The organism is Lutimonas vermicola (assembly GCF_038433205.1).
In the GTDB taxonomy this organism is placed as follows: Bacteria; Bacteroidota; Bacteroidia; order Flavobacteriales; family Flavobacteriaceae; genus Lutimonas; species Lutimonas vermicola.
In genome coordinates, this window is the sequence record NZ_JBCDNA010000002.1 from 435,330 (window position 1) to 447,779 (window position 12,450).

11 protein-coding genes are annotated in these 12,450 nt (G+C 38.0%); 8 read left to right on the plus strand and 3 right to left on the minus strand.

What is annotated here, in order from left to right:
* Position 1 precedes the first annotated feature (1 nt).
* On the plus strand, positions 2–2,056 hold the full coding sequence (locus AABB81_RS09325) for a gliding motility protein RemB (protein WP_342160126.1): 2,055 nt from the start codon (positions 2–4) through the stop codon (positions 2,054–2,056).
* Here the strand turns inward: AABB81_RS09325 and AABB81_RS09330 are convergent.
* The 3 genes from AABB81_RS09330 to AABB81_RS09340 form a co-directional block, all read right to left on the minus strand.
* Complete coding sequence (locus AABB81_RS09330; RefSeq protein ID WP_342160128.1) at positions 2,053–4,533, minus strand: DUF5686 family protein; 2,481 nt, start codon at positions 4,531–4,533, stop codon at positions 2,053–2,055. The two genes, AABB81_RS09325 and AABB81_RS09330, sit on opposite strands and share 4 nt — an antisense overlap.
* A 113-nt stretch (positions 4,534–4,646) precedes the next feature.
* Entirely contained in the window at positions 4,647–5,531 is an 885-nt protein-coding gene (locus tag AABB81_RS09335; RefSeq protein ID WP_342160129.1) for a helix-turn-helix transcriptional regulator, read from the minus strand.
* A gap of 181 nt (positions 5,532–5,712) precedes the next feature.
* Positions 5,713–6,690 (minus strand): pyruvate dehydrogenase complex E1 component subunit beta, encoded by a 978-nt coding sequence (locus AABB81_RS09340; RefSeq protein WP_342160131.1) that lies wholly within the window; start codon positions 6,688–6,690, stop codon positions 5,713–5,715.
* A gap of 212 nt (positions 6,691–6,902) precedes the next feature.
* Here AABB81_RS09340 and AABB81_RS09345 point away from each other — a divergent pair, with 212 nt between their 5' ends.
* From AABB81_RS09345 to AABB81_RS09375, 7 genes are all read left to right on the plus strand, one after another.
* Positions 6,903–7,649 (plus strand): electron transfer flavoprotein subunit beta/FixA family protein, encoded by a 747-nt coding sequence (locus AABB81_RS09345; RefSeq protein ID WP_342160132.1) that lies wholly within the window; start codon positions 6,903–6,905, stop codon positions 7,647–7,649.
* Between the two features lie 63 nt (positions 7,650–7,712).
* Entirely contained in the window at positions 7,713–8,678 is a 966-nt protein-coding gene (locus AABB81_RS09350) for an electron transfer flavoprotein subunit alpha/FixB family protein (RefSeq protein ID WP_342160133.1), read from the plus strand.
* Between the two features lie 166 nt (positions 8,679–8,844).
* Entirely contained in the window at positions 8,845–9,453 is a 609-nt protein-coding gene (locus tag AABB81_RS09355) for a bifunctional nuclease family protein (protein WP_342160134.1), read from the plus strand.
* Positions 9,454–9,459: 6 nt separating this feature from the next.
* A complete protein-coding gene (locus AABB81_RS09360; RefSeq protein ID WP_342160135.1) occupies positions 9,460–10,851 on the plus strand; it encodes a NupC/NupG family nucleoside CNT transporter in 1,392 nt (463 codons plus the stop codon).
* A gap of 154 nt (positions 10,852–11,005) precedes the next feature.
* Positions 11,006–11,830, plus strand: coding sequence for a thymidylate synthase (locus AABB81_RS09365; RefSeq protein WP_342160137.1), 825 nt, complete (start codon positions 11,006–11,008; stop codon positions 11,828–11,830).
* 21 nt (positions 11,831–11,851) lie between these two features.
* Positions 11,852–12,070, plus strand: coding sequence for a hypothetical protein (locus AABB81_RS09370; RefSeq protein ID WP_342160139.1), 219 nt, complete (start codon positions 11,852–11,854; stop codon positions 12,068–12,070).
* 13 nt (positions 12,071–12,083) lie between these two features.
* Positions 12,084–12,440, plus strand: coding sequence for a 2TM domain-containing protein (locus AABB81_RS09375; protein WP_342160141.1), 357 nt, complete (start codon positions 12,084–12,086; stop codon positions 12,438–12,440).
* Positions 12,441–12,450 lie beyond the last annotated feature (10 nt).

Genomic DNA, 12,450 nt, shown 5'->3' on the forward strand with positions numbered 1-12,450 from the left:
TATGAAAAAAATACTTTTATCCATTTCTCTTCTATTATGTGTCTCATTTTCACTAAGCGCCCAGGTATCAAAGCCCCCGGTTTACAGAGGTTGCGAAGAGACGTCTCTCAATGATCTTGAAGCTTGTTTTAATGATAAATTAAAAGCTGATATCCTAGAGGAGTTCAAGGTTCCTTCCATTGTGCAGGAAGCCGGATATAAAGGAAGAATCAAAATTGTATTTGTCGTTACCAAGGAAGGGAAATTTGAGGTACTCTATGTCAACGCTATGTATCCCGAACTTGAAGCAGAAGTGAATAGGGTATTTCAAACCTTACCCGATGTTCAGGGGCCAACATATAACGGACGTTCCATAGATGAACGCTACCAGCTCCCGCTTTCGATTCCATTGAGCGATAATAATAAGGAAATCGCAGTCGTGGAAGAAAAGAAAAATATTGAAGAAGAGATCCTGGATATTCAGACCACTTTGTTTCCTGAATTTCAAAGTGAACTAAATATACCCTTCGTACATCAGGAATACGATGACATCATCTATCATTTGAATATGGATGAGAATACACATACAGCTTCGAAACCCTATCTTTTCAATGAAGTAAAGCCCTATATCAATTTAGAAGCCAAAAGAACAAAAATTTTAAAAGACAAGGAATCATGGGGAGGCAGGAAATTGCACAATGAGCATCTGGCTTTGGTCAAAGGAAAAAATTTCTGGTTCACCCTCAACCCTGTTTTTGACCTGCAAATTGGTAAAGACAACTCAGATGTCGACTATACCTACAACAATACCCGAGGATTGCAAATACAAGGCTCTTTAGGGAAAAAATTTAGTTTTTCCACCTCTTTTTACGAGAGTCAGGGGAGGTTTGCCGAATATGTGAATGACTATGCAAAACTCAGGACTCCTCCTGAAAGTTACGGCGTGGTTCCCGGAAGAGGAAGGGCAAAACAATTCAAGGAAGATTCATTTGATTACCCTGTGGCAGAGGCCTATTTGAGTTATACCCCGAACAAATTCTTTAATTTTCAATTTGGAAATGGCAAAAATTTTATCGGGGATGGCTACCGCTCCTTCTTTTTGTCAGATGTGGCTTCCCCCTACCCTTTTTTAAAGATCAGCACCACTTTTTGGAAAATAAAGTACACCAATCTATGGATGTGGATGGAAGATGTAAGACCCGAAGCCGTAGCCAATGATTCTAATTTGCGAAAATATGTTGCCATGCATCATCTAAGCTGGAATGTGACCAAAAGGTTTAATATTGGCCTGTTTGAATCCGTTATAACGAGCGAAAACAGCAGCCCCAATGGCTTCGATGTATCCTTTTACAATCCAATCATTTTTTACAGGTCAGTTGAATTTTCAAGAGGATCCAGATCAGGAAATGCAACTATTGGTTTAAATATGAAATATCGCATCAAAGATAACCTGAGTGTTTACAATCAATTTTTGATCGATGAAATGACAACAAGCCGTGTATTTGACGGCAGCGGCTACCATGGTAATAAATTTGCCTTTCAACTCGGTGCCAAATACTACCGGGCTTTTAAGGTCGACGGTTTAATGCTTCAAGGAGAATTTAACTGGGTAAGGCCATATACGTTTTCCAGTGACGATGTTGAACTTAATGCGGGTCACAACAACCAGCCCATTGCACATTTATGGGGAGGGAATTTTTATGAAGTTATCGGTATCGCGAGGTATTCCAAGAATCGTTGGTTTGGGAATGCCAAATTGATCGCGGGTAAAAAGGGATTTGATTTTGAAGGTGAAGGATCTGAAATAAGTTACGGAGGGGATATCTGGCGGTCATATAATGAGCGATTATCCAATACGGGTAATGAAGTCGGCCAGGGAAATTCTACCAATATTTTTATCGCTGACTTTCAGGCAGGCTACGTAGTGAATCCTGTAACAAATCTGCAACTATTTGGTGGGGTGACTTTTCGGAATTTTTCGCCCGACCGGTCTGGCAACGTGATTTCAGAGAATAATACAAGCTGGTTTTCCATTGGATTAAAATCAAGCCTGTTCAACTGGTATACTGATTTCTAGAAATAAAAGCCAAAACCAACTTTCACGGCAAATTTTGTAGCATCCGGAAGGTCCCGGTAACTTCCCCTGTATTCAAAATCAACACGGAGTAGTTTAAAGATATTCCCAATACCAAAATGGTATTCCCAGTAGATGTTTTCTGGAGCCCTATAAATAATGTCAGAGGCATTGATATCGCGGTTTTCTTGTGATATACCACCAACTACTCCCCTGATTCCAATGATCTCTCTCCATTGAAGATCCCTGATCCAGGGAATTTTTGCAAAGATCTTTCCGTTAAAATTATGTTCCACATGCAATGAAACATACTCATCGGTGACAAATTCATAATAATCAAGAAGATCAAATAAAGTCCTTGAAGTGAAAAAAGTCTGGTTACCCGGTACTATATTTAAAAGTTGCAATGGAACCGGGTTAAATGTTTTTCCTATTTCAAAGGTTGATCTCAATTTTCCAAATAAACCGAGTTGATACGGCTGTTCATAATAAAACTGCAGTTTATGGTAATCAAAATTGCTATTGAATACACCCTTTAAACCCCTGGTATAACTAAAAAAGAATGTCGGATAACGGCCTTGATTACTCACTGATCTTTCCGCGCCAAAACCATAGGCCTTTCGATTAGGAGTATACTGTACAGCAAAACTAAGGTCAACCTGTTCTATTCTCGACTGTATTTCGCCATTCTCATCATAATAATCTACATTGAAAAGATCCGGGTTTGAAGACTCCAGAGTTTTATAGGTTGTCCCGATTCTAAGGTCAAGGTTCTTTACGGGTTCAACCGACACTTTTACGTTTGAAAGATTAATATTTGACAGCTTGGAATTATCTCCTCTTGTGAAGATCGATGTAGTTGCAAAACTTCTCTCCAGAACCTCATTGGAAGTTGTTAAACTTACACCCAATTGCTCAATGTCTTTACGGGTACCCACAGATAAGATCCACCTGTCCCGGCCTTTGAACAAATGCTTGGCCTCCACCCCGTACTTTAGCTTGGCATCCATAAAACCATAAGCTAAATAACCTTTAACACGCGATTTGTCATTTTGGCTGAAATAGGTCCTTCCACCGGCCTTTAACCTGAGTCCCTCAATGTCATTATAACCAACAGTTGAAAATACGGGTCCAAAATCCCAACCTTGCGCAAAATTCCAATATCCCGAAGCCAGAATTTCACCAATGGTGTTAATTTGTTGAAACCGCTTTACATTTTGCAGGGTATCCAGCATCTGATAAATCCCAATTTCATTTTTGCTCAATTCCTCCTGTCTGTTCTCCTCCCAGAATTCATCAGATTGATTGTACATCGCCTCATTGTCCTGAATCTGTTCCTTATAGTACTCATCAGGCCTGTTCACGTTAAAAATATGGTTATCATATAAAGTTGTGCGCTTTCCGTATACACCTTTTGACTTATCATTTTGATTTAAGGCAAAATCAGTCATGATATAATCCCGTGTCAGCAAGAATACTGAATCATTGAGCACCTCGTATTCCTGCTCAATATAGATATCCTTTACCCAGTTCACATTGGCATTCTTTGTAGCGTACATTTGTATTTCCTTGATCGCATAAGTGGTATCACTTACCCAGAAATCACCCTTAAAGGTCAACTCATTTTTTCTTCTGGGATAAAAGAGGATATTGTAGCACCATTTATTGTCTATAAAGCTGCTGTCTGTCAAAACATAATTATAGACCTCAGGGCCCAGTTTTGATAAAGGGCTCGAAAATTTCTTGTCAAAAAACAACAGGTAGTTATCATAAATATCAAAATCAACATATAACTGTTTCAAAAAGGATATCAGTGCCTGATTATCAGAGTAACCCGAATTCTTATTGGCTTTCATGATACTGTTTTTCTTTCTTGGATAAATATTTTTGCCATAGGTTTTATATACCGATTCATTGATAAATATGGGTAAAAACACTTTCCCGGTTATCTTCGAGGTGTCAATCTGGTCGAAAACCATTTCCATTCCTTCAAAGACCTTTCGCTCCATCAACTTTTCATCAATATTATTGAGGTCGAATTCTATTTTTTCATAGCGATCAAATTCATAACGATCGTACATGTTGAGCCCATTCCTTCTTTTCTGAGCCCATATTTTTTTTAAGATATCGATGGCAGGGTTATTCTTTTTCTTGATCCTTCCTGAATAGATCATCACTTCCCTGAGTTCATCCCTTCCCTCTTGTAAAACAATACGGAGATTGGCGTTTACTTTTTCCAATGGAATCAATTTGGTTTCAAACCCAACAAACGAAACTTCCAGTTCCTTATAAAAATTTGATGTTTCCAGATAGAATTTTCCATTCTCGTCAGAAATGGTCCCTTCTGTGGATCCTTTAAAGATGATGTTTGCAAAGGGAACCGGTTCATCAGATTCATCCACTACAAAACCACTGACCTTGATTTGTGCCGTAAGTCCTAAAGACAAAAAGAAGCATATGTACAGCAGTTTTTTTTGCATGTTCTTATCAAATAAAAAAATCCTTTCCAAGAGAAAAGGAGAATGGAATTACAAAAATATTATTTTCGGCTAAAATAACTTTTTAATTACAGATAAATTTGAGAAAAGTCAACTCATTGCAAACTGCTCATATAGCGCTTGGGAGTGGCCCCGAATTTCTTTTTAAAGGCAGCTATAAAATGGCTTGGTGTGCTGTATCCCACTTCAAAACTCACTTCTGAGATATTATACTTCCTTGTGGCCAGTAATTTTCTGGCAAACTCCATTTTATAATTTAAAAGATAGGCAAATACGGTTTCACCATAAATGTGTTTAAAACCATCTTTTAGATGCTGAAGCGGAAGATTGATCCGATGTGCCAGCTGAGTCAGCGTTGGTGGTTCTGTCATTGATTCAATTAAAATCTGTTTTGCTTTCTGAATCTTTTCAACATTGGCCTCATCTTCAAGGAAAGGGCAATTCTGAATGCCATCCTTGTCGGATTTGTGGAAATACAAACTTATCAATTCATAAACCTTTCCTCGGGAATAAAGCTTTTCAAGCGACGAATGTAATCCGTAATGAAAAATTTGATTCAGTACCATCATCTCATTCGGATTCAATTCCTTATCTCGGTAACATTTTTTGCTTTTGTTTTCACCGCTGAGGAAATGAATCAGTTCAGCCTCTTCGGTAAAAAAAGTGTGGAATTTTTCAATTCTTATCAAAAGACTGATCACTTTTGATCCAGGTTGCATCTCAAGCTGAATGGGAAGATCTTCCTGGGGGTTGTACAACAAAAACGACTTGTTTTCAAGTAGATCAAGTACATAATTACCTCCATTGAATTTTAAGCCTGCCACATTTTTTATGCAAAAATGCAATTGCAAAAATGATTTATCCACCTTTCGGCTCACTTCAACAGAATGTTTCTCTTCATTGTGAAATTTCAGCAAGTAAAAACCGTCTTCTATCTTGTTGTCTAGTAACATACTTTTGTCGATACTCTGATCCATCATTTCTTTTAAATTATATGTAAAAATAATATATCAATCCTTTATTTTAAAGGCTGAACAGGAAGTCAAATATACGTAAAATTATATCAATTTTTTTTAACTTTTATCGATATAATTTGATTAATTTTCAAAAAAAAAGCCATCTGATCATTCAAATGGCTCTTGGATTTTATCTGGGGAAATACTAGCGATACATAACTTTTTTCACTGCATTTATAACGTCTTGTTTATTTGGCATCCATTCTTCCAGTAAAACAGGTGAAAAAGGTGCCGGGGTATCTGCTGTTGTAATTCTTTGGATGGGAGCATCCAGAAAATCAAATGCATGTTCCTGTACCTGGTAAGTGATTTCTGAAGATACACTGGCAAAAGGCCAGGCTTCCTCTAAAATCACAAGACGGTTTGTTTTTTTCACTGAATTGATGATTGCCTCGTGATCCATTGGACGAATAGTTCTTAGGTCAATGATTTCAATCGAAATACCTTCTTTCTCCAAGTCTTCAGCTGCTTTATATGCTTCCTTGATGATTTTACCGAAACTTACAACGGTCACGTCAGTCCCTTCTCTTTTGATATCGGCAACTCCTATTGGAAGAATATATTCTCCTTCTGGTACTTCGCCTTTATCTCCATACATCTGTTCAGACTCCATAAATATAACGGGGTCGTCATCTCTGATGGCAGCTTTTAAAAGACCCTTTGCGTCATAAGGATTAGAAGGCACAATAACCTTTAAACCCGGGGTGTTTGCATACCAATTCTCAAATGATTGTGAATGGGTAGCTCCCAATTGACCTGCCGAACCTGTGGGGCCTCTAAAAACAATTGGTATGTTGAACTGCCCACCAGACATTTGTCTCATTTTAGCAGCATTATTAATAATCTGATCTATGCCTACAAGGGAAAAGTTAAAGGTCATGAATTCAACTATTGGCCTTGCCCCTCCCATGGCAGATCCAACAGCAATCCCTGAAAAGCCAAGTTCAGCGATAGGTGTGTCTATAACACGCTTTTCCCCAAACTCGTCAAGCATTCCTTTCGAAGCTTTATAAGCTCCATTATATTCTGCTACTTCCTCACCCATCAGGTAAACAGATTCATCTCTGCGCATCTCTTCACTCATTGCCTCGGCAATGGCTTCTCTAAATTGTAATACTTTCATATTTTAGTCATAAAGGATTGCAAAAATAACTAATTTTGATGAATATCATTAAGCTGTTCATCACAATTTTGCGTAAAAAATTATGCATCTTTGTTGACTAAACATGAATACCTTCTCAGCAATTGAATATTTTATTATGCATGCATAATATATTAAAAATATTTTTTAACTTCGTTGCTAAGAATATAGAACAGGCAAAACAATAAGAAAAAATGAAAATATTAGTTTGTATAAGTCACGTCCCGGATACAACTTCCAAAATTAATTTTACAGAAGACGGTACAAAATTTGACGCTAACGGAGTTCAGTTTGTCATCAATCCTTATGATGAATTTGCGTTGACCAGAGCCATGTGGTTCAAAGAAAAACAGGGCGCAACCGTTACTGTTGCCAGCGTTGGGAGTGCTTTAGTCGAACCCACCTTGAGAAAAGCGCTTGCCATAGGAGCTGATGATGCCGTCAGGGTTGATTCAGAACCATTTGATGGCTATTACGTAGCGAAACAACTTTCTGAAGTAATCAAAACAGAAGGATATGATCTGGTTTTAATGGGAAAAGAATCAATCGACTACAACGGAGGTATGGTACCTGGCATGTTAGCCGAACTATTGGGGTTCAATTTTGTCAATGCCTGTATTGGTTTAGACATAGACAATAACTCCGCATCGGCTATTCGTGAAATTGATGGAGGAAAAGAAGTCCTGAAATGCAGCCTGCCATTGATTGCCGCGGGACAAAAAGGAATGGTTGAAGAAAAGGACCTTAGGATACCTAATATGCGGGGTATTATGATGGCCCGTAAAAAACCCCTTAAAGTAGTAGCGCCCGTTGATTTTAGTGCAACCACCACTACAGTCCGGTATGAAAAACCGGAGGCAAAAGGAGCCTGTAAATTAGTTGATGCAACTAATATTGATGAGCTGATCCAGCTACTTCATAATGAGGCCAAGGTCATCTAAAAAAAGAATTAAAAATTACAGAAGGTATTATGGTATAATGCCCAAAGATTAAAAATTTAACATATGTCAGTTTTAGTATTTGCCGATCATTCGGAAGGAAAATTTAAGAAAACGGCCTTTGAAATCGTTTCATTTGGAAAACATGTGGCGAAGCAAGCCGAAACTTCTTTGGTTGTATTGACGATCAATGCAGAAAGCACAAGCGTTTTGTCTGACTTCGGAGCAGACAAAATTTTGACAGTTCAAGATGACAGACTGAAGACCTTTAACGCAAGGGCTTATGCCGATTGTATACAACAAGCTGTGTTAAAGGAAAATGCAAACATTATCGTGGTTGATTCAACAAATAATGGCCTTTATCTCGCCCCTATTCTGGCAGTGAAACTGGAAGCGGGTTATGCATCGAATGTGGTCGATTTTCCAGCTTCTGTTACCCCGTTTACAGTTAAGCGTAAAGTATTTTCGTCAAAAGGCTTTGGTCTTACAGAGATAGCAACTGAGCATAAATTAATCGGGCTTGCAAAAAACTCTGTAGGTATAATCGAGCATAAAGTAAACAGTGTGGAAGAAGCGTTTTCACCTTCATTGAATGATGAAGATTTTCAAATTACTTCTGATTCAATCGACAAGACTACGGGTAAAGTAACCATTGCTGATGCAGATATTGTTGTATCCGGAGGCAGAGGGTTAAAAGGACCTGAAAATTGGGGAATGATCGAAGAGCTTGCCGACGTTCTTGGTGCGGCTACTGCCTGTTCCAAACCGGTATCTGATCTTGGCTGGAGGCCCCACAGTGAACACGTTGGACAAACCGGTAAACCCGTGACCTCAAATTTGTACATCGCAATTGGTATTTCAGGAGCTATTCAGCATTTGGCAGGTGTTAATTCATCAAAAGTGAAAGTGGTGATCAACAGTGATCCGGAGGCTCCATTTTTTAAAGCCGCTGATTACGGAATTGTTGGGGATGCTTTTGAAGTAGTCCCGCAACTTATAGAGAAATTAAAAGAATTTAAAAGCAGCCTCTGAAACGATATTATTTTTTAGTAAATTGCCGCTTCAAAAAGGCTATCAGAATTTATGAAGATCATTAGTCATCAATTTTGATGGTCTTTTTCATTTTTATTTGTAAATTGATATGGCTTATACCTAATTTTATTACAAATTTGTATTTTTAATTTTTGTTTAAAAACCAGTGAGTCTAGTACGTTTAAATATTAAGGGGATATCCTATAGCCAAACACAAAGTGGTGCTTATGCTTTGGTTTTAAGTGAGGAAGATGGCGAAAGAACGCTGCCAATCATTATTGGTGCTTTTGAAGCACAGTCAATTGCAATAGCCCTTGAGAAAGAAATAAAACCACCAAGACCTTTAACGCACGACCTTTTTAAAAGTTTTGCTGACCGTTTTAACATCGTCGTTAAACAAGTGATTATCCATAAATTAGTGGATGGGGTTTTCTATTCCAGTCTGATTTGCGAATGTGATAAGATCGAGGAGATTATTGATGCGAGGACTTCAGATGCTATAGCCCTGGCAACTAGATTTAAGGCACCCATTTTCACATTTGAAAACATCCTTGATAAGGCTGGTATTATTCTCAAAATAAAAGATGAGTCAAAACTGGCTCAATCAAAGTTTAAAATGGAAGATTTGGTCGCCAATGTCGTTGAAGACACGTCAACATTCAAGGATGAGACTCTTGACGAACTTTATAAACAGCTGGACCAGGCGGTGAACAATGAAGACTATGAGTTGGCTGCTAAATTGAGAGACGAGATCTCCAAAAGAGAACAAAAATAAAAACCTATGTTAAAGAGACTACTATTTTTGTTCTTTATATTCTTCTTATCTATTCCAGTAAACGCACAACAAGTTAATGAGCTTGTACCAAATGCAGGAGTTTCATTTGAATCGATTTGGCGCGGGGTACTGGGAATGTTTGTTTTGATATTTCTCGCCTATCTGTTCAGTTCAAAACGAAAAGCAATTCAATGGAAAACAGTAGGCTTAGGCCTTCTTTTCCAATTACTTATCGCCATAGGGGTTTTGAGGATCAAATTCATACAGGCGGCATTTGAGGCTGTCGGAAAAATATTCGTCAGCGTTCTTGACTTCACAAGGGCGGGCAGTAAGTTTTTGTTTGAAGGATTGGTCGTTGATATGAATACTTTTGGTTATATTTTTGCTTTTCAGGTTTTACCTACAATTATATTTTTCTCTGCTTTAACGTCTCTGTTGTATTATTTAGGTATCATTCAAAAAGTGGTGAAAGGCCTGGCATGGCTTCTTTCAAAAACTTTAAAGATATCCGGGGCCGAAAGTTTAAGCGTTGCCGGAAATATTTTCCTGGGCCAAACTGAAGCTCCCTTATTAATCAAGGCTTATCTGGAGAAAATGAATCGCTCTGAAATACTCTTGGTCATGATTGGCGGAATGGCCACAGTGGCAGGAGCTGTTCTCGCTGCTTATATAGGGTTCCTGGGAGGTGATGACCCGGTGATGCGCTTAAAATTTGCGAAACACCTGCTTGCTGCTTCTGTAATGGCTGCTCCTGGGGCCATCGTAATTTCAAAAATACTTTATCCTCAGACCGAAGAAATAAGTACGGATGTTACGGTTTCGTCACAAAAAATTGGAAACAATATTCTCGATGCCATATCCAATGGTACCACAGAAGGTTTAAAACTAGCCGTGAATGTGGGCGCCATGCTTCTGGTGTTTGTTGCATTCATCGCTATGATCAATGGAATCTTAGGCTGGATTGGCGACCTCACTTCACTCAATGACTGGATGGCGCTCCATACACCATACCCAAAATTCACACTTGAATCAATTCTAGGAACAGTTTTCGCTCCCTTAATGTGGTTGATCGGGGTGGCAAAAAACGATATGATGATGATGGGCCAGTTATTGGGGATCAAACTTGTTGCAAGTGAATTTGTTGGCTATATACAACTAGCTGAATTGAAAGACGTTACGAATCAAATTCATTTAAATAACAGTAAATCTGTGATCATGGCCACTTATATGCTGTGTGGATTTGCTAATTTCGCCTCTATTGGTATACAGATAGGAGGAATCGGATCACTGGCCCCTGGACAAAGAAAAACCTTATCGGAATTTGGTATGAAGGCTTTGATTGGTGGCTCTCTTGCCTCTCTTCTTTCTGCGACCATAGCTGGTATGATCATGGGTTGATCTTAAAAATCATTCTTTATTTTTCCTTGGAATATTAACAAGAGATTAAGCAAAATTACATCAGAATATTTTATCTTTGAAGAGTCTTGGCTTGTACAAAAAAGCTCTTAAAAACAGCTTATCTTATAATTATTTTTCAAAATTAAGTAACAACATGAAGCAATATTTGGATTTGATCAAGCATGTGATCGATCATGGCATAACCAAAGAAGACAGGACTGGTACCGGAACTAAAAGTGTTTTTGGATACCAGATGAGATTTGACCTCAATGAAGGTTTTCCTATGGTAACCACTAAAAAATTGCATTTAAAATCAATTATTCATGAACTATTATGGTTCCTAAAAGGTGATACCAATACCGGCTATTTAAATGAGAACGGTGTTAAAATATGGGATGCCTGGGCCGATGAAAAAGGTGACCTAGGGCCCGTGTATGGATATCAGTGGAGAAATTGGAACGGAGATGGAATTGATCAGATCAAGGAAGTGGTTGAAACCATTAAGTATAATCCTGACAGCCGAAGAATGATAGTTTCTGCTTGGAATCCAAGCGTTTTACCAGATACCACTGCAAGTTTTGCAGAAAATGTAGCTAACAACAAAGCTGCTTTACCGCCTTGTCATGCTTTTTTTCAGTTCTATGTAAGTGACGGTAAACTCTCATGCCAGTTGTATCAAAGAAGCGCAGATATTTTTCTGGGTGTACCTTTTAATATTGCCTCTTACGCATTATTCACGATGATGCTCGCTCAGGTAACCGGATTGGGATATGGCGATTTTGTCCATACTTTTGGAGACGCTCATATATATAGTAACCACATGGAACAAATTGAACTTCAGTTGAGTCGCGATCCAAAACCACTGCCACGAATGATCATCAATCCCGAAATCAAAAATATCTTTGAATTTTCATTTAAAGACTTTAACTTAGTAGAATACGATCCACATCCTCATATTAGAGGAAGTGTATCAGTTTAACCCCCAAAAAATCAAAAAACCATGAATGCTTCAGAGTTAAAATTAAATCTAATCAAACATATTACTCAAATTGAAGATGTTAGTCTTTTGCAACGTATGCAGGCATTTTTAAATACATCCGGAAGCTTGTATAGCGACAAACTCAATGAAATTCCTTCTTTGCGAAATAACAAGAATAAGGAGTTTAACGATAAGGAAGATTTTACCGACTATATCAAAGAATGGGTAAAAGACATGTAATCAATTCTTTATTTTGAAGCCTGAATTAGATCACGCATACTACGAAAAAGCAAGAAAACGCACTAAACAAAAGAAGCGTTTGTATTTTCATTTTGTTTTGTTTCTTATTGGTTCGGTATTTTTTGTCTTACTGAACAAAGTCATTAAGTTCCATCCAGAGTTAGATTGGTATGTCTGGGCCACTTTTGCCTGGCTGTTCCTTTTGATCCTTCATTTTGTAAATGTTTTTGTGATGAATCGGTTCTTTGATAAAGACTGGGAACGAATTCAAACAGAAAAATTGCTTCAAAAACACAAAGAAAAAACAGAAAAACTTGAGAAAAAACTTGAGAAATCAGGTGCTTTAGAAAGTTTGGAAGACAATTCCTAAAACTAAAATC